This is a genomic window from Actinoplanes sp. NPDC026619, from assembly GCF_040638295.1.
GTDB lineage: Bacteria > Actinomycetota > Actinomycetes > Mycobacteriales > Micromonosporaceae > Actinoplanes.
In genome coordinates, this window is record NZ_JBEZYA010000004.1 from 369,298 (window position 1) to 396,227 (window position 26,930).

A 26,930-nucleotide genomic window follows, 5' to 3' on the forward strand; every position below is an offset into this window, starting at 1 on the left:
GCAAAGCGTTACGGGCGCGGGAGCGCGGCCTCGATCAGAGCCGACTGCTCGGCGTCGTGCATCTTGGCCGAGCCGACCGCCGGAGCGGCCGCCGCCGGGCGGGAGATGCGCCGCAGCCGGACGCCCTCGAGGTGCTCGAGCAGGTTGAGCGCCACGAACGACCAGGCGCCTTGGTTGGCCGGCTCCTCCTGGACCCAGGCGAAGTCCTCGGCGTTCGGGAACTGGGCCAGGACCGCCTTGAGCTCGGCGACCGGGAGCGGGTAGATCTGCTCCATCCGGATGATCGCCGTGTCGGTGATGCCGCGCTCGGCCCGGGCCTGGAACAGGTCGTAGTAGACCTTGCCGGAGCAGAGCAGGACCCGCTTGACCGAGCCGGCGTCCAGCGGCGTGCCGTTGACGCCGGCGTCGCCGATGACCGGCTGGAACGTGCCGGTGGTGAAGTCGGCGACCGACGACACCGCCAGCTTGTGCCGCAGCAGCGACTTCGGCGAGAACACCACCAGCGGCTTGCGCTTGCCGGACAGAGCCTGGCGGCGCAGCAGGTGGAAGTAGTTCCCCGGGGTGGTGATGTTGGCGACCCGCATGTTGTCCTGCGCGCAGAGCTGCAGGAACCGCTCGGGCCGGCCGGACGAGTGGTCCGGGCCCTGGCCCTCCTGGCCGTGCGGGAGCAGCAGCACCAGCGACGACTGCTGGCCCCACTTCACCTCGCCGGAGGAGATGAACTCGTCGACGACCGTCTGGGCGCCGTTGGCGAAGTCACCGAACTGGGCCTCCCAGAGGACCAGCGCGTCCGGGTTCTCCACCGAGTAGCCGTACTCGAAGCCCATCGCGGCGTATTCGCTGAGCAGCGAGTCGTGCACGAAGAACCGGGCGTTGCCGGTGGCCAGCGTGGACAGCGGCAGGAAATCTTTGCCGGTCTTCGAGTCGACGATCGAGGCGTGCCGGGAGACGAACGTGCCGCGACGCGAGTCCTGACCGGCCAGCCGGACCGTGACGCCCTGGCTGAGCAGCGAGCCGAACGCGATCAGCTCGCCGAACGCCCAGTCGATGCCGCCCTCGTTGGACATCTTGGCGCGCCGCTCGAGCAGCTGCTGGACCCGCTTGTGCGGGGTGAAGCCCTCGGGCAGCTCGATGTGCGACTGGCCGACCGCCCCGACCGCGGCCGCGTCGATCGCGGTGTCGACGTCGGGCTCCGGCTCCTCGTTGATGACCCGCGGCCGCGGCGGCGTGCCGGCCGCATCGCGAGTGGCCTTGAAGACCTGCTCCAGCTGGGACTGGTAGTCGCGTAGCTGCTCCTGGGCGTCGTCGACGGTGATGTCGCCGCGGCCGATCAGCTCCTCGGTGTAGAGCTTCCGCACCGAGCGCTTGGTGTCGATGATCTGGTACATCCGCGGGTTGGTCATCGACGGGTCGTCGCCCTCGTTGTGACCACGACGGCGGTAGCAGACCATGTCGATCACGACGTCCTTGTTGAACGCCTGACGGTATTCGAAGGCGAGCTTGGCCACGCGTACGACAGCCTCGGGGTCGTCGCCGTTGACGTGGAAGATCGGCGCCTGGATCATCCGGGCCACGTCCGTCGAGTACATCGAGGAGCGGCTGTATTCGGGGGCGGTGGTGAAGCCGACCTGGTTGTTCACGATGACGTGGACCGTGCCGCCGGTGCGGTAACCGCGCAGCTGCGACAGGTTGAGCGTCTCGGCGACCACGCCCTGGCCGGCGAACGCGGCGTCGCCGTGCACCAGCAGCGGGAGGACCGTGTAGCCGTGCAGGCCGAGGTCGAGGCGGTCCTGCTTGGCTCGGACGATGCCCTCCAGGATCGGGTCGACGGCCTCGAGGTGGGACGGGTTGGCCACCACGCTGACGGTGGTCGAGTGCTCGCCGTCCGGCGTGGTGTATTTGCCGGTCTGACCCAGGTGATATTTCACGTCGCCGGAGCCGTGCGAGGACTTCGGGTCCATCTGACCTTCAAATTCATTGAAGATCTTTTCGTACGGCTTGGCGACGATGTTCGCGAGCACGTTGAGCCGGCCGCGGTGCGCCATGCCGATGACCATCTCGTCGAGCCCGGCGTCGGCGGACGACTCGAGAACCGCGTCCAGCAGCGGGATCAGCGACTCGCCACCCTCCAGCGAGAACCGCTTCTGGCCGACGAACTTCGTCTGCAGGAAGGTCTCGAAGGCCTCGGCGGCGTTCAGCCGGTTGAGGATGTGCTTCTGCTCGTCCTGGTCCGGCTTGGTGTACTTGATCTCGATGCGGTCCTGGATCCAGCGCCGCTCCTCGGGGCCCTGGATGTGCATGTACTCGATGCCGACCCGGCGGCAGTAGGTGTCGCGCAGGACGCCGAGCACGTCGCGCAGCTTCATCCGCTGCTTGCCGGCGAAGCCGCCGACCGGGAACGTGCGGTCGAGGTCCCACAGGGTCAGGCCGTGCTGGAGCACGTCGAGGTCGGGGTGGCGGCGGATCTCGAACTCGAGCGGGTCGGTGTCGGCCATCAGGTGGCCGCGCACGCGGTACGCGTGGATGAGCTCGACGACCCGGGCCGCCTTGTCGATCTGGCCCTCGGAGGTGCGGGCCACGTCGCGAACCCAGCGCACGGGTTCATACGGAATCCGCAGCGACGTGAAGATCTCGTCGTAGAAGCCGTGGTCGCCCAGCAGGTATTCGTGCATGCCCTTGAGGAACTCGCCGGACTGCGCGCCCTGGATGACCCGGTGGTCGTAGGTGCTGGTCAGCGTGGTGACCTTGCTGACGCCGTGGTCGGTGAGGGTCTCGTCGCTCATCCCGGCGTAGGGCGCCGGGTATTCCATCGCGCCGACGCCGATGATCGCGGACTGGCCCTGCAGCAGGCGGGGGATCGAGTGGACCGTCCCGATGCCGCCCGGGTTGGTCAGCGAGATCGTGGTGCCGGAGTAGTCGTCCATGGTGAGCTCGTTGCGCCGGGCCCGCCGCACGATGTCCTCGTATGCCTGCCAGAACTTGCGGAAGTCCATCGTTTCGCAGTTCTTGATGGACGGCACGACCAGGGTGCGGCTGCCGTCCTTCTTGGCGAGGTCGATGGCGATGCCGAGGTTGATGTGCTCGGGCTGCACCAGCGCGGGCTTGCCGTCGATCTGGGCGAACGAGTTGTTCATCTCGGGGTGCTTGATCACCGCGCGGACCAGCGCCCACCCGATCAGGTGGGTGAAGCTGACCTTGCCACCTCGCCCGCGGGCGAGGTGGTTGTTGATCACGATGCGGTTGTCGACCATCAGCTTGGCCGGGACGGCCCGCACCGAGGTCGCGGTGGGCACCTCGAGGGAGGCGTCCATGTTCTGCACGATCTTGGCGGCGACGCCGCGGAGGGTGGTGACCTTGGCACCCTCCGGCGCCTTGCCGTTCGAAGAGGCGGCCGGGGCCGGCTTGGCAGCCGGCGCGGGCTTGGGGGCAGGCTTCGCAGCATCCGGGACGGTGGGCTTCACCGGCGCGACCGTCGTGGCCGCGGGCGCGTCCGTGCCCGCGCGGGCCGCCGAGGCGGTCGCGTTGGCGGCTTTCGCCTCGTCGGGAGTGACGATCGAACCCGTTGCCATCGCCGGCTTGTAATCCGCGAAGAAATCGTGCCAGGCAGGGTCGACGCTGGTGGGGTCGGCCAGATAGCGCTGGTACATCTCGTCGACGATCCACTCGTTGGGACCGAAGTCCGCGAGCGGGTTGTCATGCGAAGTCTGCTGGGTCGACACTTTCGTGTTCGCCTCTTTCACCATTTTTGTCAGCACGCGAGCGTTTTTCGTCACGCGGGACGGGAAGGATTCGGTGTCAAGGCTACGCCGTGCGGGGACGTGGTTCGTCCCCGCGTCGGCTCTTCGAAGGCGTAAAGATCAGCTGATGTCGCGGCGCTTCGTGATCATCGTACCGATCACGCCGGTGACGATCGCGTAGCCGATCAGCACGGCGGCGCCGACCCAGCGCGGAGGGTTACCGGGCAGGTCGGTTCCGGAAATCATCAGCTGGGACGCGTTGGGCGGGAACAGCACCTGCAGTTTGTCGAACCAGTCCGCCACGTAACGCGTGAGCAGGAAGAAGATCAGACCGACGGCCGCGGTGCCGACCACGTAGGTGATGCCCAGGATCAGCGTGGCCGCGAGCTGGCTGCGGATCAGGACGCCGAGGCCGACGCCGAGCACCGCCCACAGCACGAAGGCGAGCAGGTTGAGCCCGATCGCCCGCCACACGGCCCCCTCGCCGAGCTGGCTGCCGAGGTCGAGGTTGCTCATGATCGGCGGCACCACGATCAGGTTGATCACGGTGGTGAGCAGCCAGAGCAGCACGCCGACGACGACCGCGGCGCCGAACTTCGCCAGGATCACCGCCTCCCGCTTCGGCGTCACCAGGAACGTGGTGGTCGCGGTGAGGTGGAAGAACTCGCTGGTCACGATGATCGCGGAGAGCAGCAGCAGGATCAGGATGCCGAAGTACTGACCGCTGGTGTACATGCTGGTGGCCACGTTGATCGGCTCGAGCGCGGCGCGCACCTGCTCGGCCTGGTCGGTGCCGGCCGCGTCGTCCGGCGAGGTGTTGGCGTATTGCGCCCAGTTGGCCAGGACGCTCGCCGCGTACAGCGGGAGCAGGACCAGGCCCATGATCCACCAAATCGAGGTGGTACGGAGCTTGAAGAGCTCGGCGTTGACCAGCTTCATCGGATTCCCGCCATTCCGGCCGTGAGCTGCAGGAAGACCTGTTCGAGGTCGCCGCGCTCGGGCACCAGCTCATGCAACTCGACCGAGGCCTTGAAGGCGGCGTGCCCGATCGCGGCCGCCTCCGCGCCGCCGACCAGCAGCGCGCCGTCGGCCTGTGGAGACACGGTCGCGTTCAGCTCGGAGAGCGCGGCAGTCAGCTCGGCCGGCTGCGGCGTGCGCACCCGCACCTGGGTCGTGCCGATCGAGCCGAGCACCTCGTCGACCGGGCCCTGGCGGATCAGCTTGCCGGCCGCCACGATGACCACGTCGTCCGCGAGGACCTGCATCTCACCCAGCAGGTGGCTGGAGACCAGTACCGTGCGGCCTTCGGCGGCGAGTGACTTGAGCAGGTCGCGCATCCAGCGGATGCCTTCGGGGTCGAGGCCGTTGGCCGGCTCGTCGAGGATCAGCACACGCGGGTTGCCGAGCATGGCGGCGGCGATGCCGAGCCGCTGTTTCATGCCGAGCGAGTAGCCCTTGAACTTGCGCTTGCCGGCGGGGGTGAGACCGACTAGCTCGAGCACCTCGTCGGCGCGGGTGTCGGGCAGCCCGGCGGCGCGGCAGATCATCCGCAGGTGGTTGCGGCCGGTGCGGCCGCGGTGCGCGCTGGACGCCTCCAGCACCGCGCCGACGCGCCGGATCGGGTCGTGCAGGGTCGTGTATTTCTCGCCGCCGAACGTCGCGTTGCCCGCGGTCGGCGTCACCAGGCCGAGCAGCATGCGCAGCGTGGTGGTCTTGCCGGCGCCGTTGGGACCGAGGAAGCCGGTCACCCGGCCGGATCGCACGCTGAAACTCAGATCGTCCACCGCTCGCAGTTTTTTGTACTGCTTTGTCAGGTGGTCGACGACAATGTCGTCGCTCATTCCAGCTGCCCCCTCATCGACCCGTATCCGGAGGGATCAAGGTACAAGGTCGGGGCCACCGACGTGTGCCCGTGGCAGAAAGCACAAGGCGTTCATGTTTCGGCCATTAATCGCCACCAAGGCCGACATTCCATCGGCAGGTGTCGCCCTTACACAGATCACATGGGAGTTCTCCTGACCGCACCCGCATCGACCGGGACCAGCGGCTACACGCTGCTCATCGCCGACGACGCCGACCAGGTCGCCGCCGCACAGCGGCTGCGTCACGACGTCTTCGCCGGCGAACTCGGCGCCACCCTCCGCGGCGCCGTCGACGGACGGGACATCGACGAGTTCGATGAGCACTGCGACCACCTGATCGTGCGCGACGACGCGAACGACGAGGTGGTCGGAACCTACCGGATGCTTCCCCCCAAGGCCGCCGAGAAGGCCGGACGCCGTTACGGCGACGGCGAGTTCGATCTGAGCGGGCTCCGTCCGCTGCGCGATCAACTGGTCGAGACCGGCCGGTCGTGCGTGCACCCCGGCCACCGCACCGGCGCGGTGGTCAACCTGATGTGGGCCGGCATCGCCCGCTACATGCACCTGAAGAACCTGCGCTGGCTCGGTGGCTGCGCCTCGGTGCCGCTGGACGACGGCGGCGTGACCGCGGCCGGTGTCTGGGCCCGGGTCCAGTCCAAGCACCTCTCGCCGCCGGCGATGCGGGTGACTCCGCGCAACAACTGGCTTGACCACACCGCGCTCGTCGGCGACCCCCGGACGCAGCCGCCCGCGTTGCTCAAGGGCTACCTCCGGCTGGGTAGCTGGGTCTGCGGCCAGCCGGCCTACGACCCGGATTTCGAGTGCGCCGACTTCTACGTCCTGTTCTCGATGGACCGGCTCGACCCGCGCTACCGCCGGCACTTCCTGGGAGCGGCCCGATGATGTGGCAGCCCGTATCCGGTTGCGGTGACCACTGCCGGGACGGCGCCGACGTGCGCGCGTCCCGCGGTTTCGCGACCTTGCGCATCGTGACGCTCGCCGCCGTACTCCTCGGTGGGTTTCTGCTGGCGCCGATCCTGCGCGGCAACGCGCTGCGGACCCTGGCCCGCACCATGCTCGCGGTCCTCGGGATCCGGCTGGTCCGGCAAGGGCCGACGCTGCGCCCGGGCAGCCTGGTCGTCGCCAACCACGTCTCCTGGCTGGACATTCTGGTGCTGCTCGCGGTGTCGCCGGTCCGGCTGGTGGCGAAGGGCGAGGTCGGCGCGTGGCCCGGCATCGGCGTGCTGGCCGGTCTCTCCGGGGCGATCTTCATCGACCGGTCGCGGCCGAAGGCGCTGCCGCGGACGGTGGCCGAGGTGACTGCCGCGCTGAAAGCCGGGCGGTCGGTTGCGGCCTTCCCGGAGGGGACCACGTTCTGCGGCGCCAACCAGGGGCGTTTCCGCCCGGCCCTGTTCCAGGCGGCGATCGACGCGAACGCGCCGGTGGTGCCCGCCTCGATCCGCTACGACACCACCGCGGCCGCGTTCATCGGGGACGACACGCTGTTCGACTCGGTTCGCCGGGTAGCCGCGCTACGGTCGCTCACGGTGACCCTGGTGACCGCCCCGGCGCTGCGACCGGCGGTCGACGCCGACCGCCGCACCCTGGCTCGCGCCGTGCAGTCCTCGCTGGGCCCGTCTGGATATCGCCTGGCAGCATAGTTACTTTCCCAGACAACTTTCAGGCACCATGCAGCGAAGGTGCAGCGTACTGATAAAGAATGGCCGCATGGCCGTTCAGACCCAGCCCAAGCAGAGCGAAGCGAAGCTCCTCGTCGTCGAGGACGACGCGAACATCCTCGAGCTGCTCTCCGCCAGCCTCCGCTTCGCCGGGTTCGACGTCAGCACCGCGACCAGTGGCAGTGCGGCCGTCAGCGCGGCGAAGAACGCGACACCCGATCTGGTCGTTCTCGACGTGATGCTGCCCGACCTCGACGGTTTCGAGGTCATCCGGCTCATGCGCGAGGGCGGCCAGCGTACGCCGGTGGTCTTCCTGACCGCCCGCGACGGCACCGAGGACAAGATCCGCGGCCTCACGCTCGGCGGCGACGACTACGTGACCAAGCCGTTCAGCCTGGAGGAGCTCACCGCCCGGATCCGGGCCGTGCTGCGCCGCACCACCCAGGGCGAGGAAGAGCCGTCCCGCCTGGTCTTCGCCGACCTCGAGCTGGACGAGGAGACGCACGAGGTCTACCGGGCCGGCCAGCGCGTGCAGCTGTCGCCGACCGAGTTCAAGCTCCTGCGTTACCTGATGCTCAACGCCAATCGGGTGCTCTCCAAGGCGCAGATACTGGATCACGTGTGGAAGTACGACTTCCGCGGTGACGACAACATCGTCGAGTCGTACATCTCGTACCTTCGTCGCAAGGTCGACAATGTCCAGCCGCGCCTGATCCACACGCTGCGTGGCGTCGGCTACGTTCTTCGCAAACCAGCAGTCTGAGCCCGGCCGTGTCGCTGACCGAGCGGGTTCGCAACTCGATCCCGCCGCAGCCCAGCCTGCGACAGGTCTCGCTGCGCACCAAGCTGGTCGCGTCGGTGCTGATTCTGGTGGTCGCGGCGCTCGCGCTGATCAGCTCGGCCAGCACCTACGCGCTGCACAACTACCTGCTGCAGCGGCTGGACGACTCGCTGACGGTCTATTCGCAGACGCTGGCCGGCACCACTGCGGGCACGATCCCGGTGCCGGGCGACTACTACGTGTCGATCAGCTCGATCAACGGGGTGCGCCGCGCGCCCGGCGTCGGCGACACCTCGCTCACCGAGGATGACTGGCCGCCGCTGGTCAAGGGCCTGCAGAATGTGTACGCGGCGATGGGCCAGCCGTACACGGTGCGGTCGGCGAACGGCAAGATCTTCTGGCGCGTCCTGATCAACACCACGGACAGCGGCACGGTCATCCAGGTCGCCGAGAAGCTCTCCGTGATCGAGAAGGCGATCACCTGGATCGTCTGGGTCGACGTGCTGGTCGGCGTCGGGGTGCTGATCGCGCTCGCCTCGGTGGGCGCGGCCATCGTCCGGCAGAGCCTGATCCCGCTCGTGCAGATCGAGCGGACGGCGGCGGCGATCGCGGCCGGCGACCTGACCCAGCGTGTGCCCGATCCGGAGGAGCACGACGGCGAACCGGTCACCGAGCTCGGCCGGTTGTCCCGCGCGCTGAACGCGATGCTGTCCCAGATCGAGGCCGCGTTCACCGCCCGGGCGGACTCCGAGGCGTCGGCCCGCGAGGCGGCCGCGGCCGCGCAGACCTCCGAATCCCGCGCGGTCCGCTCCGAGGCCAAGATGCGGCAGTTCGTGGCGGACGCCTCGCACGAGTTGCGCACGCCGCTGACCACCATCCGCGGTTTCGCCGAGCTGTACCGGCAGGGCGCGGTCACCGGCCCGGAAGACGTGGCAAGGCTGGTCCGGCGGATCGAGGACGAGGCCGCCCGGATGGGCCTGCTGGTCGAGGACCTGCTCCTGCTCGCCCGGCTCGACCGGGAACGACCGCTGGAGATCGGCCCGGTGGAGTTGCCGGTGCTGGCCATGGACGCGGTGTCCGCGGCCCGGGCCACCGCGCCCACCCGCGCCATCGAGCTGGAGATCCGGGACGAGCCGGAACGGCTGGTGGCCCTCGGCGACGAGCTGCGGCTGCGCCAGGTGATCGGCAACCTGCTGACGAACGCGCTGGTGCACACGCCACCGGAGGCGGATGTCACGGTTCGGCTGCATGCCGGGCCGGGAAACCGGGCCGTGGTCGAGATCTCGGACACCGGGCCCGGGCTCTCCGAGACGCAGAAGGCGCACGTCTTCGAGCGGTTCTACCGCGCCGACGAGGCCCGCACCCGCCGGGTCGACCGCAGCGAGACCGGCACCGGCCTCGGGCTGGCCATCGTGGCCGCGATCGTGCACGCCCACGAGGGCACCGTCGAGGTGGACAGCGAGCCCGGCAAGGGCGCGACATTCCGGGTCACTCTGCCCGCCGTCGAACCGTCCTGAATCCGGTCATCGACTCACAGAATACGTTCAGGCGGTCTACAGGCATGGCTGAGCAACGTGGGGCAATCTAGTCCCCATGAACGAGAACGAGACCGACCCGCGCCCAGTGGACGCCTCCGCCGAGAGCAGCAGCCCGGAGCGGGGACAGTCCGAGTCGACCGCGCCACAGCAGCCGGTCGCCGGGGCCCCGTCCGCCCCGCAGTGGAGCGCCCCTACCTCGAGCGTTCCCGCGTCCAGTGTTCCGGCGTCGAGCGCCCCGGCGTCCAGCCTGCCGGCGTCCAGCGTCCCGGCGTCGAGCGCTCCGCAGTCCGCCAGCCCGTGGCCGCAGCAGTCGCCCTGGCAGCAGCCCGCCGGTTACGGCCAGCACCCGGGCTACCCGCAGCCCGGTTACGGCCAGCAGCCCGGCTACGGCCAGCACCCCGGTTACCAGCAGCCTTACCCGCAGCAGCCGGCCTACGCCGGCGCCTGGTCCGGCAGCGCCGCGCAGACCACCGCGCAGCCGGCCATAGAGGGACAGGCCTGGCAGCAGCCCGCCGCCGACCAGACCGGCCAGCAGACCTGGCACGCCACCGAGGGCCCGCAGCCGGCCTGGGCCGTCCCGGTCGGCACCGATCAGCGCCCGCCGTCCAACGGCCGGGGTCGCAAGATCTTCGTGGCCGGCGCCGCCGCCGTGCTGATCGCGCTCGGCGCGGGCGGGGTCGGCGCCGCGGCAGCAATGGCGTTCGACGACAACGGCAACCCGACCGTGAAGAGCGCCGGCAACTCCTCGGTCAGCCGGGTGGTCGACCGCTCGTCGCTGTCCCAGATCGCGTCGGCCGTGCAGGACAGCGTCGTCTCGATCACCACCGAGTCCGGTGAGGGCTCCGGTGTGATTCTCACGGCCGAGGGCTACATCGTGACCAACAACCACGTGGTCGCCACCGCGCAGGGCACGACCGTCACGGTCGTCTTCGCCGATGGCAAGAAGTCGTCGGCCACCATTGTCGGCACCGACTCGCGCACCGACCTGGCCGTGGTCAAGGTCTCCGGCGCCACCGACCTCAAGGCCGCGACGTTCGGCAAGAGCGCCGACATGCAGGTGGGTGACACCGTGCTGGCGATCGGCAGCCCGCTCGGCCTGGAGGGCTCGGTCACCGCCGGCATCATCAGCGCCAAGGACCGCACCATCCAGTCCAGCAGCGAGGACGAGCAGCAGCAGAGCCCGTTCGGCAGCAACAACCAGCAGCAGCAGTCGTCGGGCTCGACCACGATGTCCGGCCTGCTGCAGACCGACGCCCCGATCAACCCGGGCAACTCGGGCGGCGCCCTGGTCAACACGAGCGGCGAGGTGATCGGCATCAACTCGGCGATCGCGACCCAGGGCTCGGGCTCCGGCAACATCGGCCTCGGCTTCGCCATCCCGAGCGACAAGGTCAAGCAGGTCGCCGACGACCTGATGGCCGGCAAGAAGGTCAGCCACCCGGCGCTCGGCGTCAGCGTGACCGACGCGGAGAACGGCGGCGCGCTGGTCAGCACCGTCACCGCCAAGAGCGCGGCGGCCACCGCCGGCCTCCAGCAGGGCGACGTCATCACCACGGTGGACGGCAAGGCCATCGACGGCTCGGACGACCTGGTCGCCGCCGTGCAGGGCGGCACCGTCGGGCAGAAGATGACCATCGAGTACACGCGTAACGGCGCCAAGAAGTCGGCCACCGTCACGCTGACCGAGGCCGACTGACACCAGGACCGGATATCCCTCCCCGCTGCGGCGGGTGGTGTGACAAGGGGGTTGTCACACCACCCGCCGCACGTTTGGCTATGCCGTTATTCAGGAAGTTTCTGGACATCCGGCTCTATTTAGTCGCCTAGGACTCGCGCAGGTAACGGCTGAGCACTTAGTCTCCAATCCGCTATCGGCGGCTCCCCCGCCACCGAGCATGGAGAGGCCGCTCAGGTGACCTACGTCGAGACCCGGATGAATGTCTGGGAAGCCCTGGCCGGGCGAGCTCCGGGTGAGCCCGGCGGTCCTGCCGACCCCGGTCTGTGGGGTGCGGTCGTCGACCGGCTCAACCCGGTCCGCGCCCGTCCCGTGCTGCGCGCCGGCATCGAGGCTGTTCAGTTGGCCTCCGCGCGCGGCGAGGCGTACATCATGCTGCGCTCGCCCGACGGCGGCACCCGGGCCGGCTACCTCCGCCTCACTCCGGAGGAGTGGCAGCTCGCGCTGCTGATGGACGGCGAGAACACGGTGGCCCGGCTGGTCGCCGAGTTCGCCCGCATCGCCGGCCGGCTCGCCCCCGACCAGGTCCGCCGGGTGGTCGCCGACCTGGCCGGCAACCGCATGCTCGACGAACTGCCGTTGGACGCGTTCCGCCCGGTCGAGGAGACCCGGCGCAAGGCGCTGCCGGAGCGGGTCGGCAACTCGATGCTGGCCGCCGCCCGCGGCCGCCGCACGCTCGTCTTCGACGTCGACGGCCTGATGACCGCGCTCTACCGGGCCGGCGGCAAGCTCTTCTTCAGCACCGGCGCGTTCGTGGCCACCGGCCTCCTCGCCTTCATCGGCCTGGGCCTGTTCGTGGCGACCTGGTCGCGCGGCAGCCGGTCGCTGTTCCTGGCCGGCGACTCCTACCTGCTCGGTGCGGTCGTGCTGGTGCTGCTCAACGGCCTCGTGCTGGCCACTCACGAGCTGAGCCGGGCGCTGGCCACCAAGGCCGCGGGGCGCGAGGTGCCCGCCGCCGGCCTGCTCGTCTATTTCGGCATCCCGTCGTTCTTCGTGGACACCACCGACGTGTGGATGGCCGGCCGCCGGGCCCGCATGCTGGTGGCCGCGTCCGGCCCGGGCGGCGCCCTGCTGCTCGCCTGTCTGGTCCAGCTCGGCGGCCTGGCCGTGCCGGCCCTCGGCGGCCTCGCCTTCAAGCTCGCCTTTTTGTGGTATTTGAACGCGTTCTTCCAGCTCAGTCCGTTCCTGCCGCTCGACGGCCAATACCTGCTGATGGACTGGCTGGAGATCCCGCAGCTGCGGGCCCGCGGTCTGGCCTGGGTCGGGGCCCGGCTGCGTGGCCGCCCGCCGCGCTGGTCGGCGCTCGACCGTGAGGGCCGGCTGGTGGCGCTCTACGGCATCGTCTCGGTGGCCTGGCTCGCGCTTGCCGCCGTGCTGGCCCTGCGCCTCTGGGAGGACCGTGTCTCCGGGCTGGCCACCGGCCTGTGGCAGACCGGGCTCCTCGGCGGCCTGCTGCTCCTGCTGGTCGTCCTCGGCCTCGGCGCGCCCGCCGTCTTCTTCCTGCTCGGCCGGCTGACCCGGCGCTGGCGTCGCTCCCGGCAGCGGCACGCCGAGAGCGACCGCGAGGCCGACAGCCCACGCCGGCTCGCCGCCCTGCGCGCCTCCGACCTGGGTGGCCTGCCCGAGCCGGCGCTGCAGGGCCTGGCCGCCCGCGCCCGCTGGGAACACCCGTCCACCGGCCGCCCGCTGATCCTGGCCGGCGGCTCGCAGTCGGCCGTCTACGTGGTGGTCGAGGGCGGGCTGACCGCCCGCAAGCCCGGCGACCCGCCCGGCACGGTCCGCCATCAGGTCGGCCCGGGCGGCGTGGTCGGCCTGGTCAACGCGCTCACCGGCCGGTCCACCCAACTGGACTGGTACACGTCCGGCACCACCCTGCTCTACATCCCGAGCGCCACCGTGGCCACCGTGGTCGGCCCGCTGCCCGGCCCGCCGCCGCAGGACCGGGCCGAGGCCGAGGCGCTGTTCGCCGACACCCCGGCGCTGTCCGGCCTCGCCGTCGACCAGCGGCTCGCCCTGATCGCCTCGGCCCATCCGGTCGACCTCGAGGCGGGCGCGCCGGTGATCCTGCCCGGCCCCACCCACGCGGTCGTCGTCGAGTCCGGCGTGATCGCCATGGCGGACGGCACCGAGCTGCGCCGCGGCACGCTGGTCGGCCCGGTCGGTGACGGCAGCCCCGGCATGGTGGCGCAGACCCTCACGCCGGTGCGCCTCTGGGTTCTCCCGGACGCCTCCGACCTGCCGCCGCTGGTCGGCGCCTCGCATCGCCCCGGTTCGCCGATGCCGGTGGTCGCGATCAACGGCGGGGTGCGCCCCGGCGCGCCCGCGCCCGACGCGTACCCGCCGCTCGCCGTTCCGCCCGGCCCGCCGGAGGGCCCCGACGACCAGTCGGTCGACCGCCGTTTCGAGGGCCGCCTCTGGTGGCTGACCGTGTTCCTGCTGGTGCTCGCGCTGGTGCTCACCGTGCTCAGCTTCCGGCCCGGCCCGGCCTGGGCCGAGATGGGCCGCGACCAGGTGCTCATCACGGTCGACCAGGGCCGCGCCACCATGCAGGTCGACAGCGAGCTGATCACGGTCGAACCGGGTGGCGAGCGCTACCTCGGCCAGGGCACCGAGGTCGACGTGCCGGCCCAGTCGACGGCCCGGCTCACCTTCCCAGGTGGCGGGGTCACCGTGCTCTGCGCCGGCTCGCGGGTGATGGTCGGTGCGCTGTCCGTCGACGGCGGCCGGCAGCAGAGCCCGCGCGGCTCGCTCAGCCTGCAGGCCGGCCGGGTGCTCGCCGACACCACCGGCACGAGCGGCGCCTTCAACCCGCTCGCCCTGAGCGTGGTCCGGCCGGACGGCAAGATCACCAACAAGGGCGCGGCGTGGTACTCGGTGGACCCGAGCGCGATCACCGTCTCGACCGGCACCGTCTCCACCGCAAGCCAGGCCACCGCCGGCACCGGCGCGAAGCTGAGCTGCGGCGACGGGGTCGAGGTCACCCAGCCGTCGGAGGAGACCCAGCCGAGCCAGGAGCCGGCGCCGGCCGATTCGGCGACGCTGGACCCGTCGGCGTCGGCGAGCGTGGCGCCGGTCGAGAGCGCGACCACCGCGACGGCCGACCCGGCCGCGACCGACGACCCGGGTGACGGGACGACGACCACCCAGCCGACCGAGGCCACCACGACGAAGGCGCCGACGACCCGGCCCACCACGACCCGGGCGCCGGTCCCGCCGACGACCACCACCAAGCCGACGACGGCGCCGACAACGGCGACGACCACGAGCGCGGCACCGTCGACCAGTCCGACCCCGGCGGACACCGGGACAACCAATCCGTCGATTTCGTCAGTTCAGGAGAGCCCCTCCGAGTAGGTAAGGTCAGACGCATCGGAAGGGGAGCCGATGCTCTGCTGGTTCTGTGCCGAGGCCGCCCGTGCGAGTTGCCGCTTCTGCGGGCGCGCCGTCTGTCCCGACCATGCCCGCTTCGGGCCCTACCTTCTCCAGGTGAGTCACTCCGAGTCCCGGCAACGGGTGGAGGCGCTCGTCGTGGAGGACGCCGTGCAATGCGGCACCTGCCGGCCACGACCACACCCAGTGGCGATGCCGGAATTGGACTGAACGCCGTACCGTCGGGGAATGACCCAACAGGACGGCGAAGACCTCGGTGCGTGGTCGGAGTTCGGCACGGCGGCGGGCCTGGCCGCGGGCCGGGCGCTGGGTGGCCGCTCCGGCCTCGGCGACCGCGTCGACCTCGACGGGCTGCCCGCGGTGCAGGGCCTGGGCGATGCGCCCACGCTCGGGCTCGACGAGGCGGTGCGGCATGTCACCGCCCAGGTCGAGCAGACCGTCGCGCCGAAGGGTTACCACAACCGGGTCGATGCGGACGGTGACGGCGACCTCGACAAGGCGACCTACCGCGGCGACGGCCACGGCGGCGCCGAGATCCTGGTCGACCTCGACGGCGACGGCAAGGCCGACTTCATCGGCCACGACACCGATCTCGACAACCGGGTCGACTTCGCCGAGTACGACAAGGACCACAACGGCGTCTTCGAGAAGACGATGTACGACGACAACGGCGACGGTTACCTCGACCGGACCGAGTGGACGCACGGCAGCTGATCCGCGCTCATCTATTTACAATTACAGTTAATATTCCTAATAATTGGCCATGCGCCGATCGATGATCTTCGCCATGGCTGCCGTCCTTGCCGCCGGCGGCGTCCCCGTCTACCTCGCCTCGACGGCAAGCGCAGCCACTGCCTGCGCGCCCGCGTGGAGTGCCACCCAGGTCTACGTCGATGGCAACTCCGCTTCGCAGAACGGCCACAACTACTCCGCCAAGTGGTGGACCCAGAACGAATCCCCGGCCACCCACTCGGGTCAGTGGGACGTGTGGGCAGACAGCGGGGTGTGCGGGGGCACGACCACCCCGACGACCGCACCGACGACGGCACCGACCACTCCGCCGACAACGGCACCGACCACTCCGCCGACGACTCCGCCGACCAGCTCCCCGGTCAGCGGCATTCCGAAGCACGCCCTGATCGGCTACCTGCACGCGAGCTTCGCCAACGGCTCCGGCTACCTGCGCATGGCGGACGTGCCGGCCGACTGGGACATCATCAACCTGGCCTTCGGCGAGCCGACCAGCGCGACCTCGGGCGACATCCGCTTCACTCTCTGCCCGGCGACCGAGTGCCCCGGCGTCGAGTCGGAGGCCGCTTTCCTTGCCGCGATCAAGGCCAAGCGCGCGGCCGGCAAGAAGGTGCTGCTCAGCATCGGTGGCGCCAACGGCCAGGTCCAGTTGACCACCACCGCGGCCCGGGACACGTTCGTCAGCTCGGTCAGCGCGATCATCGACAAGTACGGCCTGGACGGCGTGGATGTCGACTTCGAGGGCCACTCGCTGTCGCTGAACACCGGCGACACCGACTTCAAGAACCCCACCACCCCGGTGATCGTCAACCTGATCAGCGCGCTGAAGTCGCTCAAGGCCCGTTACGGCGCCGGCTTCGTGCTGACCATGGCCCCGGAGACGTTCTTCGTCCAGCTCGGCTACCAGTACTACGGCTCCGGCCCGTGGGGCGGCCAGGACCCGCGGGCGGGCTCCTACCTGCCGGTGATCTACGCGGTCCGCGACTTCCTGACGATCCTGCACGTGCAGGACTACAACTCGGGCTCGATCATGGGGCTGGACAACCAGTACCACTCGATGGGCGGCGCCGACTTCCACATCGCGATGACCGACATGCTGATGGCCGGCTTTCCGGTGGCCGGCAACACGGCCAACGTCTTCCCGGCGCTACGTGAGGATCAGGTCGCGTTCGGCGCGCCGAGCTCGGTGAGCGCCGGCAACGGCTACGTCGCCCCGGCGGCGGTCCAGCAGGCGGTCGGCTGCCTGGTCAGCGGGTCCAACTGCGGCGGTTACACGGTCCGCAGCGGCACCAACCCCAGCTTCCGCGGCCTGATGACCTGGAGCATCAATTGGGACAAGTTCTACAGCTGGGAATTCCAGCAACAAAATGGCCAATATGTTAAGGCGCTGCCGTAATAGAAATTCAAATTCATGATGTCGTGCCTGGGCGGGTGGTGCAGACCGTAGCTCCCGCCGAGGCCGGGCCGGGGCCCAGCTGCGCCGGCCCTGGCCCTTCATTCTGCGTGAGTGGCAACTTCAAAACCCCACCCGGGCTCGCCCGTCAACGGCCGAGGGCTCTCGGGCGCACCGTGACACGATGAGGTCATGGTCGACAGCTCGGTGGCGTTTGTGCTCGGTGGTGGCGGTGTTCTCGGCGCGGTCGAGGTGGGGATGCTGCGGGCGCTGTTCCGGGCCGGCTTCCGGCCGGACGTGGTGGTCGGCACGTCGATCGGCGCGGTGAACGGCGCCCTGGTCGCGGCCGACCCCAGCGAGTCGGTCACCGACCGGTTGGTGCGGTTGTGGACGTCGCCGGAGGCGGCCGCCGTCTACGGCGATTCGATCGGCCGGCAGGTGCGCCGGTTCGCGGCCCGCACTCACCTGCACTCGCCGATGCCGCTGCGCCGGCTGCTGGAGAGCGAGTTGGGCGAGCACACCACGTTCGGCGACCTGAAGGTTCCGTTCCGGTGCTGCGCGGCCAGCATCGAGCGGGCCGCCGAACATTGGTTCGACAGCGGGCCGCTGGTCGACGCGGTTCTCGCTTCCTCGGCGGTGCCCGGTCTGCTGCCGCCGATGGAAATGGACGGGGAGCACTATGTGGACGGTGGCATCGTCAACTCGATTCCGATTGGCGAGGCAGTCCGGGTCGGTGCGAAACTGATCTTCGTGCTCCAGGTGGGGCGGATCGAGCGTCCGCTCAGCGTGCCCCGTCGGCCGTGGGAGGTTGCGCAGGTGGCGTTCGAGATCGCCCGCCGGCACCGGTTCGCCCGCGAGGTTGCCTCGCTGCCCGACGATGTGCGGGTGCACGTGCTTCCCAGCGGCAGTGGCGATGGCCGCGACGACTCGCCATGGGCCTACCGCGACATGGCTGCGGTCGGCCGCCGGATCAGCCGCGCCTACACCGCCTCCCGGCGCTACCTGGCCGCCAACGTGCACCCGCTGCCAGGGGAAAGACCGGGCGACAGCTGATGCCGTTGCCCCCGGTCTGGGTCCGCCGCCTGATCTTCGCGCCGGTGGTCGTGCTGCTCGCCGTCGGCCTGCTCACCACGCTGCCGGTCTGGCTGCTGCTGGCGCTCGCCGCGTCCCCGCTGGTGCCGGGCCATCTGCGGGTGCCCCGCCTGGTCTTCCTCGGCATCGTCTACATCGTGTGGGACGCTGCCGCCCTGGTGGCGCTGGCCGCGCTGTGGGTGGCGTCCGGCTTCGGCTGGAAGATCCGCGGCCCGGTCTTCCAGCGCGCCCACTACGTGCTGACCGGCAAGTTCCTCGGCGTGCTGTTCTGGCTGGCCCGCTGGTCGCTGCACCTGACCGTGGACGTGGTCGGCACCGACCCGGACACCGCGATCCCGGGCCGCCCGGAGATCGTGGTGAGCCGGCACGCCGGGCCGGGTGACTCGTTCATCCTGATCCACGGCCTGGTCAACTGGTTCGACCGCGAGCCGCGGATCGTGCTGAAGGCGACGCTGCAGTGGGACCCGGCGGTCGACGTGCTGCTCAACCGCCTGCCCAGCCGGTTCATCACGCCGGGGCGCACCATGCCGGGCACGAAGAGCCTGGAGGAGGAGGTCGGCGAGCTGGCGGTCGGCCTGGACGAGAACGACGCCTTCGTGATCTTCCCGGAGGGGGGCAACTTCACCCCCCGGCGCCGGGTCAAGGCGATCGAGTGGCTGCGCTCGCGGGGGATGTCGGGCCTGGCCAAGAAGGCGGAAAACCTGCGGAACCTGTTGCCGCCGAAGCCGGGTGGCCTGTCCGCGGCGATCGACGCGGCGCCGGACGCGGGGGTGATCTTCGTGGCCCACACCGGCCTCGACCGGATGGTCACGGTCGCCGACCTGTGGCGCGAGCTGCCGATGGACAAGCAGCTCATCATGCGGTTCTGGAGCGTCGAGCCGAAGGATGTGCCGGTCGGCGAGGAGGAGCGCACCGCCTGGCTCTACGACTGGTGGGCCAAGATCGATTCGTGGATCGAGGAGAACCGGCCGGCGGTCCGTCCGCTGGGCACGGACTGGACCGCCCGCCGGCGGACTCAGGAGCCGAGCGAGTTGTAGAAGCTGTCCGGGGCCTCGGTGACCTCGGAGGCGGCCGGCGCGGTCACGTTGACCGGCGCACCGTAATCGGCGTAGGTCACGTCGATCGGGTCACCCTGCGGCACCGTGACGGTCAGCTTGTTGAGCCGTCCCTGGTCGTCCAGGGTGGCCGTGAACGGCACCTTGGAAGCGGCCGTGCCGTAGCTGTCGATGGTCACCTGGCTGAGACCGGCCAGACCAGCCGCCTTGGTGAGGTCCAGCGTGCCCGCGTACGTGCTGGCAGTGGTCTCCTTGACGTCGGTGGCGGCGCCGAGCAGATTCGCCGTACCCACCGGGTCGATCTGATTCGGCCGCAGGCCGATGTTGGCCCCGGCCGGCAGCCGGGAACCGTCGAGGTGGGTCCACGTGCCGGCCTTGGTGATGCCCGGCACCTGGGCGTAGAGATCGTCGCCGACCAGCAGCGTCTTGATGTTGATCTCGGCGTTCGTCCCGCTCGCGGTGAGCTGGGCGCTGGCCTTGCTGCCGACCGGGTCGATCGCGCCGGTCATCTTGAAACCGGTGCCGGAGGTCGCGGTGAGCGTGAAGCTGGTCGTGCCGAGCAGGGCCGTGGCCTTCGACAGCGCCGAGACCGCGGTCGCGTCGGCGGCGCCCGAGGATGGGCCGGCCGCGACGCTCGGCGCCGGAGCGGCGCTGGCGGCGGGGGTTGCGCTGCCGTTGTCGCACCCGGCCACCGCAAGGGCGGCCGTGGCCATCGTGGCGAGACCGAGTCCGGCGAGCCGTGGTGTCCGCATGTACGTCCTCCCTGACGTGCCGGGGTCCGGGAGCCCGACTCCGGCTATCTCAGCCGGTGTCCGGATGACTCCGGCTGATCGATGTCAATTCCCGACCGGGCCGCTGGGCAAACGGCACCTGAGGGGTACGGCATGATGGGCCGAGGCAAGAACACCTGGAGGATCCGTGAGATTCGAGGTCAGCAAGGTTCTCGATGCGATCGAGGCGCGGCTGTCCACCGATCCGGCGCTGGCGCGGGCGGTGGTCGACCTGTCGGAGATCGTGCGTTACGCCGACCTCGACGGCGGCCGGCCGGCCAGTTCGGTGCGTCTCGGGCTGGTCGTCGACGCCCTCGGACAGTACTTCGCTGAGGAGAATGTGCCGGTTTACGTGGTGTCGCCGCGTGGCCTGCTCTCCGACACCGACCTCACCTCCAACGAGCGGATGGTGATCCGCCGCTGGGCCGACGACGGCAAGGTCGAGGTGGTGCCGATGCTCGACGACCGCGTCTTCGAGGTGGCCGAGCTGCTCGGCGTCCCGGTCCTCACCCGTACGCGTGGCGAGCAGTACCGCGCTCGCCGCCCGTGGGTGGACGAGCCGGGCCGGCTGCTGGCCGCGGTGGCCGGCGAGGGCGGCATCCCGGTGCTGGTCTCCCGGGTCGGCCGCGGTGACCCGGGCAAGCAGCCCGAGCGTTCACCGATGGGGGAGCGCATGCTGGCCCGCATCTGGCGGTGCCCCGAGTCGAACTGCACCACGTTCGGGACCGGCGCCGATGCCGACAGCATGTTCGCCGACATGCGGACCTTCACCAACCCGGTCGCCCAGCCGCCGCCGGCCGTGCGGGCCGGGACGCCCACCTGTCCCCGGCACGGCGAGAAGCTCAAGGACATCGGGCCCCGGCCGGCGGTGGAGGTGCTGTCGGTGCGCATCGACGGCGTCATCCGCAACCGGTTCGTCGTCTCCACCGGGGAACCGGTGGTGGTCGGCCGGGCGCCGGAGGGCGGCAAGGGCGTCATGCTCGGCCAGTGGCTGAGTGAGGACGCCCGGAAGTGGATCAGCCGCGGCCACGTGCAGTTCGCGCTGCGTGACGACGGCACGCTGACCGTCCAGGACGTCAGCACCAACGGCTCCGGCATCCGCCCGGGTGGCTCGAGCGACGACGACGGCCGGATCGCCCTGGGCCGCAGCGAGAGCCGCCCGCTGGCCCCGACGGACGTGGTGGAGCTGTACGCCGGGGTCAACGTGGGCCGGTCGAAGATGTGGGCCACCGGCGGGCTCGCCCAGCCGGCTTCGGTGATGGGCGAGGCTCCGACGATGGCCCTGCGAAAGTTCGACCGCTAGGCGACGATGGCCGCGAGCTGGGCCAGCGCATGGTCCAGCTCGTCGGCCGTCACCACGAGTGGCGGGGCCAGGCGGATCGTGGAGCCGTGCGTGTCCTTGGCCAGGACGCCGCGCGCGGCCAGTCGCTCGCACGCCTCGCGGCCGGTCATCAGGGCCGGGTCGATGTCGACGCCGGCCCACAGGCCACGCCCGCGCACTCCGACCACTCCCTGGCCGATCAGCGCGTTCAGACCGGCGTGCAGCCGGTCGCCCAGCTCCTCCGACCGCTTCTGGAACTCGCCGGTTGCCAGCAGCCGCACCACCTCGGCGCCGACCGCGCAGGCCAGCGGGTTGCCGCCGAAGGTGGAGCCGTGCTCGCCGGGCTTGAGCACGCCCAGCACGTCCCGGTCGGCGGCGACCGCGGAGACCGGCACGATGCCGCCGCCGAGGGCCTTGCCGAGCACGTACATGTCGGGGACGACACCTTCGTGCTCGATCGCGAAGGTGCGGCCGGTGCGGCCCAGACCGGACTGGATCTCGTCGGCCACGAACAGCGCGTGGTTGGCGTCGCAGAGCTCCCGGACGCCACCGAAGTAGCCCTCCGGCGGCACCAGCACGCCCGCCTCGCCCTGGATCGGCTCCATCAGCACGGCCACCGTGTTCGGGGTGAACGCGTCGGCCAGGGCGGCCAGATCGCCGTACGGCACCGTCACGAAGCCCGGGGTGTACGGCCCGAAGTCATTACGAGCTTCCGGATCGGTGGAGAAGCTGACGATCGTCGTCGTACGCCCGTGGAAGTTCCCGGCCGCCACGATGATCTCGGCCTGCCCGGCCGGGACGCCCTTGACCTGGTAACCCCACTTGCGGGCCACCTTGATCGCGGTCTCCACCGCCTCGGCGCCGGTGTTCATCGGCAGCACGAGGTCCTTGTCGCAGAGCCGCGCCAGCCCGTGGCAGAAGTCGGCGAACTGGTCGTGCACGAACGCCCGGCTGGTCAGCGTGACCCGGTCGAGCTGGGCGTGCGCGGCCGCGATCAGCCCTGGGTGCCGGTGGCCGAAGTTCAGCGCCGAGTAACCGGCGAGGAAGTCGAGGTAGCGCCGCCCGTCGATGTCGGTGACCCAGGCGCCCTCGGCCTCGGCGACGACGACCGGAAGCGGATGGTAGTTGTGCGCAGTCCAGCGCTCAGCCTCCGCGAGCGCCTCCGGCGTACGCATGTCCACGCTTGTCATCGCACCTCCAACGTGCAGCACTTCGGTCCGCCGCCGGCCTTGCGCAGCTCGGAGACGTCCACTCCGACGGTCTGGTAACCGGCGGCCTTGAGCTCGGCGGTCAGGTGGGTGGCCTGCACCGGCAGCACCACGGTACGGCCGTCGCTGACCGCGTTGAGGCCCAATACCGCGGCGTCCTGGACATTCGCGATGATCGCGTGCGGGTACAGCTGACGCAGGACGGCCTGCGAGCCGGGGGAGAAGGCATCCGGTAGGTACGCGACGTTCGTGTCGTCGAGCACGCACAGCGCCGTGTCCAGGTGGTAATAGGCCGGATCGACCAGTTGCAGGGTGATCACCGGGCGGCGCAGCACCTCCTGCGTCTCGGCGTGCGAGGCGTGCGAGGTGCGGAACCCGGTGCCGGCGAGCAGGACGTCCCCGGCCAGCAGGATGTCGCCCTCGCCCTCGTTGGTGTGCTTGGGCATGGTCACGTCGAAGCTGCGCTCGCGGAACCAGGCCGCGTACGCCGGGGCCTCGTCGGCTCGCTCGGCGTCGCGGAACTGCACTCCGAGCACCCGGCCGTCGACCACGGTCGCGCCGTTCGCCGCGAACACCATGTCGGGCAGCCCGGGCAGCGGGTCGATCAGCTCGACGGTGTGGCCCAGCCCGAGGTAGGTCTGCCGGAGCGTCTCCCACTGCCGGACGGCAAGGGCGTTGTCGTACGGCGCCGTGGGGTCCATCCACGGGTTGATCCGGTACGTGACCGCGAAGTGGGTGGGGCGGCACATGAGGTATCGGCGCATGACTGAAACGCTAGGGCGGTTGGCCGTTTGAAACTATGGATCAACCGTGCGTGCAGCGTTCGATCGTTGCGCTCTTTCTCGGCAGAGCGGCGATTCGTTGCACACGTCGAAGGGCGGCTCATCATTGAGCCGCCCTTCGAGGGGTGTTGCGGCCGCGAACCGCTGACCGCGAACTGGTTAGTGCCCGTCAGAACCTGTTGACAAACTGTGAATCAAGCCACTCGCGAAGGTTGTTCACCGGCTGCACGTCGGTGCCGAGCCAGGTGAGCGACCCGGTCAGGGCGAGCACGCCGAGCACGATCGCGCCGAGCGAGAGCACCATGCCGAGGAGGGCGTCGCTCTTGCCGGCCACGTGCCGCTTACCGGTGGCGTGGATGCCGGCCAGCGACAGGATCAGCGCCAGACCGGCCACCCCGATGCCGTAGCCGAGCAGCGGCCCGGACAGCACCAGCAGGACGGCGGCGACGCCGAGGACCAGGCCGAGGGTGGCGAGCAGGCTGGCCCGCGGTTTCGGTCCGGTGACCACCGGCTTTTCGTCGACGACGACGGGCTTCTCGGTGACCACCGGGGTGCGCTCGGTGACCGCGGTGTCGCGGTCCGCGTCGCGGTTGTCCGGCCACCGCTCGACGGCGGCGGGCGGGGGCGGCGGGGTCACCGAGCGGTCGGCCGGCCGCAGGTCGGCCGTCGTGTCATCGTCTTTACGCGGGCGCACGGGCGTGCTCGCCCGCGCCGTGGTGTCGGTGTCGGTAGTAGTGGCGGAACCCGCCGTGATCGGGCGGTCCGCCTCCGCGGTCTCGGACTCGGTCTGGCGGGAGAACGTCGGGAGCCTCACGTCAGCACCTCCTTGACGGATCTGGGGGATGCCATACCTCTACCCAGAACTCCCACCGAGCACACAACGGGCGCGCGGCAACCGCCGCGCGCCCATTGATCGACAGGTCAGGCCGGGAGGGCCACCACGTCGCTGGCCTTGCTGATCACGTGATCGACCAGGCCATACTCCTTGGCCTCGGTCGCGGTGAACCAGCGGTCGCGGTCGGCGTCGCGCTCGACCTCTTCCGCGGTGTGCCCGGAGTGGAACGCGATCCGCTCGTTCATCACGCGCTTGATGTGCAGCATGCTCTCGGCCTGGATCGCGATGTCGGCCGCCGTGCCGCCGATGCCGCCGGAGAGCTGGTGCATCATGATCCGGGCGTGCGGCAGTGAATACCGCTTGCCGGGGGTGCCCGCGCAGAGCAGGAACTGGCCCATCGAGGCGGCCATGCCCATCGCGATGGTGGCCACGTCGTTCTTGATGTACTGCATCGTGTCGTACACCGCCATGCCGGCGCTGATCGAGCCGCCCGGCGAGTTGATGTAGAGCGCGATGTCCTTTTCGCTGTCGTTCGAGGCGAGCAGCAGCATCTGGGCGCAGATTCGGTTGGTGACCTCGTCGTTCACCTCGCTGCCCAGGAAGATGATGCGCTCCCGCAGGAGCCGCTCGAAGACCTGGTCGTCGAAGGATGCGCCACCGCGCATCGTCAGCCCGTCACTCATGTCCCCAGCTTTCCTCAGCATCCCTGGTCACAACCAATGATTCTCCTCTAGGCAGAAATAGCGGATAACCTTCCCCCTCGTGCCAGAGGGACACACCATTCATCGCCTTGCCGCGCAGCATCGTGCACTGTTCGCCGGCCGGCGGCTCGCGGTCGACAGCCCGCAGGGGCGCTTCGCGGCCGGAGCCCGGCTTGTCGACGGGCGCACGCTGCGCGACACCGAGGCGTACGGCAAGCATCTGCTCCATCACTACGACGGCGACCTCAGCGTCCATGTCCACCTGGGACTCTACGGAAAGTTCAGCGACGGCGAGGCGCCCGTGCCGGCGCCGGTCGGGCAGCTGCGGATGCGGGTGAGCGGCGATCGGCACTGGCTGGAGCTGCGCGGGCCGACCGCGTGCGAGGTGTTCGATCCGGTACAGGCGCAGCGGCTGCGTGACCGGCTGGGCGCCGACCCGCTGCGCGACGACGCCGACCCGGCGTCCGCGTTTCGCCGGATCGCCACCAGCACCAAGCCGATCTTCGCGCTGCTGATGGACCAGTCGATCGTGGCCGGCTGCGGCCTGATCTACGCGAACGAGGTGCTGTTCCGGGCCGGGCTGTCGCCGACCACGCCGGGCCGCCTGGTCGGCTCCGACGGCTGGGACGCGCTCTGGGCCGACCTGCGGGCGCTGATGAAGGAGGGGGTGGCGCGTGGCCGGATCGACACCGTGCACACCGTGCACACCCCGGAGGCGATGCGGCGGGCGCCGCGCGTCGACCGGCACGGCGGCGAGGTGTACGTCTACCGCCGCCCCGGCCAGCCCTGCCTGGTCTGTGGCACCGAGGTGAGTCGTGGCCCGCTGGCCGGCCGGAACCTGTATTGGTGCCCGGCCTGCCAGCCGGGCTAGCTGGTCGCTGCGGCGTCGGCCGGCTGCGGGCTGGCCGACACGGCCGGGTCCGGCGTGGCCGGCGTCTCGGTCGGGGTGGGCGAGCTCGGCGTCGGTGAAGCGGTCGGCGGCGTGGTCGGCGACGTCGTGGGCTGCGCCGGGATGCCGAGCGTGAAGTTCTCCTTCAGCCAGGGCAGCAGCTTCTGGTACGCCGCGATCGTGTCCGGCTGGTTGAAGTCGTGCGACAGCACGATCGAGCCCGGCCGCACGTGCTTCTTGACCGTGGCGACGACCCGGGCGATGTGCGCCGCGTCGGTCTCGCCCTCGGTGTGATTCCAGTCCTGCGGGTCGACCTGCCAGTAGAGCGAGGTCATCCCGTCCGACGCGGCCACGCCGACCAGCGCATCGGTGAAGTTGCCGCCGGGCGCCCGGAAGAACGGCACCGGCGTGCCGGGGGCGGCCGCCTCGATCGCGGCGTTGGTCCGGGCCAGATCGGCCTGGATCTTCTCCGGCTTGTCCTTACCGATGGTGAGGCTGTGATTCCAGGTGTGGTTGCAGAGCGTGTGCCCGGCGGCCACGATCTGTCGCACGATCTCGGGGTGCTTCTGCACCTGCTGGCCGACCAGGCAGAACGTCGCCTTGATCTGGTACTGGTCGAGGAGCGCCAGGATCTTCGGCGTCTGCTCCGGGTCAGGCCCGTCGTCGAAGGTGAGTGCCACCGTGGTGTTGCCGGTGACGAGCATCGACTTGCCGGGACCCTTGCCGTGCTCGATCTCGCTCGCCGGGATCGCGCCGCCGGCCTGGACGGCCGGCGCGCTCGGGGCGGGGGTGGTCGTGGCGCCGGCCGGCGTGGCGTCGGCATCGTCCTTCGAGGAGTTGCCCGAACCGCCGTTGGTCTTCGCCTTCTGCGCGGCGTGCGTGCCGCTCTTGCCCTGGGCGGCGGCGTTCACCGCGTCGATGTTCTCGCTGCCCCGGGTGCTGGGGATCGCCACCAGCAGCAGGCCGGCCGCGACCAGCGAGGCGAGCAGCACCTGCTGCCGGGTCTTGCCCATCAGCAGCCAGGACTCGATCGGCAGGGTGCCGGGCGCGCGGTGGCTGCCGGTGACCGGGCGCTGGTTGCCCGCCGCCCGATGTCCGGCCGAGTGCCGGGCCGACCGCGAGTTGCTCTGCGCCAAACCGCCGAGCTGGCCCAGGGCGCTGAGTTGACTCAGAACGCCGCGCTGGGCCGGGATGTTGCGATGGTGCCGGGCGGAGCGCTGAGCGGGAACTGGCACCGCGGGCAGGTCGTAGCTGACCCGCGGCCGGGCGTCGGCCAGCGACTCCGGACGCCGATGCCGGCCGTGCGCCTCGGCGACGTCGCCGGTCGCCGGGCTCGGGTATTGAAGAGATTGCGGCGACATGCTGCATCTCTACCGTGAAGCAAGATCTGATGCGATACCGGATGGGTGATT

General features: G+C 70.3%; 21 protein-coding genes. 12 read left to right on the forward strand and 9 right to left on the reverse strand.

The genetic code is table 11. From position 1 onward, the window contains the following. Positions 1-8: 8 nt before the first annotated feature. From AB0E90_RS12420 to AB0E90_RS12430, 3 genes are all read right to left on the reverse strand, one after another. The gene (locus AB0E90_RS12420; protein WP_360403352.1) at positions 9-3,719 is read right to left on the reverse strand and encodes a multifunctional oxoglutarate decarboxylase/oxoglutarate dehydrogenase thiamine pyrophosphate-binding subunit/dihydrolipoyllysine-residue succinyltransferase subunit; all 3,711 of its coding nucleotides are present in this window, start codon (positions 3,717-3,719) and stop codon (positions 9-11) included. Positions 3,720-3,857: 138 nt separating this feature from the next. After that, positions 3,858-4,676, reverse strand: coding sequence for an ABC transporter permease (locus tag AB0E90_RS12425; RefSeq protein ID WP_360403152.1), 819 nt, complete (start codon positions 4,674-4,676; stop codon positions 3,858-3,860). Continuing rightward, positions 4,673-5,578 (reverse strand): ABC transporter ATP-binding protein, encoded by a 906-nt coding sequence (locus AB0E90_RS12430; protein WP_360403154.1) that lies wholly within the window; start codon positions 5,576-5,578, stop codon positions 4,673-4,675. Before AB0E90_RS12430 ends, AB0E90_RS12425 begins: the two co-directional genes overlap by 4 nt. Before the next feature lie 162 nt (positions 5,579-5,740). On the opposite strand from AB0E90_RS12430, the gene AB0E90_RS12435 reads away from it, so the two are divergent. From AB0E90_RS12435 to AB0E90_RS12480, 10 genes are all read left to right on the forward strand, one after another. Further along, positions 5,741-6,502, forward strand: coding sequence for a GNAT family N-acyltransferase (locus tag AB0E90_RS12435; RefSeq protein WP_360403156.1), 762 nt, complete (start codon positions 5,741-5,743; stop codon positions 6,500-6,502). Next, positions 6,499-7,260 (forward strand): lysophospholipid acyltransferase family protein, encoded by a 762-nt coding sequence (locus tag AB0E90_RS12440; RefSeq protein ID WP_360403158.1) that lies wholly within the window; start codon positions 6,499-6,501, stop codon positions 7,258-7,260. The genes AB0E90_RS12435 and AB0E90_RS12440 overlap by 4 nt, the downstream gene beginning before the upstream one ends. Before the next feature lie 67 nt (positions 7,261-7,327). Next, positions 7,328-8,041: a response regulator transcription factor gene (locus AB0E90_RS12445; protein ID WP_360403160.1), complete on the forward strand. Its 714-nt coding sequence runs from the start codon at positions 7,328-7,330 to the stop codon at positions 8,039-8,041. Between the two features lie 8 nt (positions 8,042-8,049). After that, a complete protein-coding gene (locus tag AB0E90_RS12450; RefSeq protein ID WP_360403162.1) occupies positions 8,050-9,576 on the forward strand; it encodes a HAMP domain-containing sensor histidine kinase in 1,527 nt (508 codons plus the stop codon). Between the two features lie 76 nt (positions 9,577-9,652). Beyond that, positions 9,653-11,293 carry a trypsin-like peptidase domain-containing protein gene (locus AB0E90_RS12455; protein ID WP_360403164.1) on the forward strand — a complete coding sequence of 547 codons (1,641 nt, stop codon included), beginning with the start codon at positions 9,653-9,655 and terminating at the stop codon, positions 11,291-11,293. 216 nt (positions 11,294-11,509) lie between these two features. Further along, entirely contained in the window at positions 11,510-14,686 is a 3,177-nt protein-coding gene (locus tag AB0E90_RS12460; protein ID WP_360403166.1) for a cyclic nucleotide-binding protein, read from the forward strand. A gap of 264 nt (positions 14,687-14,950) precedes the next feature. Then, complete coding sequence (locus AB0E90_RS12465) at positions 14,951-15,436, forward strand: hypothetical protein (protein WP_360403168.1); 486 nt, start codon at positions 14,951-14,953, stop codon at positions 15,434-15,436. 49 nt (positions 15,437-15,485) lie between these two features. Continuing rightward, on the forward strand, positions 15,486-16,868 hold the full coding sequence (locus AB0E90_RS12470; protein ID WP_360403170.1) for a glycosyl hydrolase family 18 protein: 1,383 nt from the start codon (positions 15,486-15,488) through the stop codon (positions 16,866-16,868). Between the two features lie 189 nt (positions 16,869-17,057). Then, complete coding sequence (locus tag AB0E90_RS12475; protein ID WP_360403172.1) at positions 17,058-17,918, forward strand: patatin-like phospholipase family protein; 861 nt, start codon at positions 17,058-17,060, stop codon at positions 17,916-17,918. Then, complete coding sequence (locus AB0E90_RS12480; RefSeq protein ID WP_360403174.1) at positions 17,918-18,994, forward strand: 1-acyl-sn-glycerol-3-phosphate acyltransferase; 1,077 nt, start codon at positions 17,918-17,920, stop codon at positions 18,992-18,994. Before AB0E90_RS12475 ends, AB0E90_RS12480 begins: the two co-directional genes overlap by 1 nt. On the opposite strand, the gene AB0E90_RS12485 is transcribed toward AB0E90_RS12480, so the two are convergent. Then, positions 18,973-19,764 (reverse strand): hypothetical protein, encoded by a 792-nt coding sequence (locus AB0E90_RS12485; protein ID WP_360403176.1) that lies wholly within the window; start codon positions 19,762-19,764, stop codon positions 18,973-18,975. The genes AB0E90_RS12480 and AB0E90_RS12485 overlap by 22 nt on opposite strands. A 166-nt stretch (positions 19,765-19,930) precedes the next feature. On the opposite strand from AB0E90_RS12485, the gene AB0E90_RS12490 reads away from it, so the two are divergent. After that, positions 19,931-21,085: an FHA domain-containing protein gene (locus tag AB0E90_RS12490; protein WP_360403178.1), complete on the forward strand. Its 1,155-nt coding sequence runs from the start codon at positions 19,931-19,933 to the stop codon at positions 21,083-21,085. Here AB0E90_RS12490 and rocD read toward each other — a convergent pair. The 4 genes from rocD to AB0E90_RS12510 form a co-directional block, all read right to left on the reverse strand. Next, positions 21,082-22,293 (reverse strand): ornithine--oxo-acid transaminase, encoded by a 1,212-nt coding sequence (gene rocD / locus AB0E90_RS12495; protein WP_360403180.1) that lies wholly within the window; start codon positions 22,291-22,293, stop codon positions 21,082-21,084. The two genes, AB0E90_RS12490 and rocD, sit on opposite strands and share 4 nt — an antisense overlap. Further along, complete coding sequence (gene ddaH, locus AB0E90_RS12500) at positions 22,290-23,075, reverse strand: dimethylargininase (RefSeq protein WP_360403182.1); 786 nt, start codon at positions 23,073-23,075, stop codon at positions 22,290-22,292. The genes rocD and ddaH overlap by 4 nt, the downstream gene beginning before the upstream one ends. Positions 23,076-23,262: 187 nt before the next feature. Continuing rightward, positions 23,263-23,907, reverse strand: coding sequence for a hypothetical protein (locus AB0E90_RS12505; RefSeq protein WP_360403184.1), 645 nt, complete (start codon positions 23,905-23,907; stop codon positions 23,263-23,265). 107 nt (positions 23,908-24,014) lie between these two features. Then, positions 24,015-24,611, reverse strand: coding sequence for an ATP-dependent Clp protease proteolytic subunit (locus tag AB0E90_RS12510; RefSeq protein ID WP_360403186.1), 597 nt, complete (start codon positions 24,609-24,611; stop codon positions 24,015-24,017). 79 nt (positions 24,612-24,690) lie between these two features. Here AB0E90_RS12510 and AB0E90_RS12515 point away from each other — a divergent pair, with 79 nt between their 5' ends. After that, entirely contained in the window at positions 24,691-25,500 is an 810-nt protein-coding gene (locus AB0E90_RS12515; RefSeq protein WP_360403188.1) for a DNA-formamidopyrimidine glycosylase family protein, read from the forward strand. Here the strand turns inward: AB0E90_RS12515 and AB0E90_RS12520 are convergent. Next, complete coding sequence (locus AB0E90_RS12520; protein ID WP_360403190.1) at positions 25,497-26,879, reverse strand: polysaccharide deacetylase family protein; 1,383 nt, start codon at positions 26,877-26,879, stop codon at positions 25,497-25,499. The genes AB0E90_RS12515 and AB0E90_RS12520 overlap by 4 nt on opposite strands. Positions 26,880-26,930: the final 51 nt, after the last annotated feature.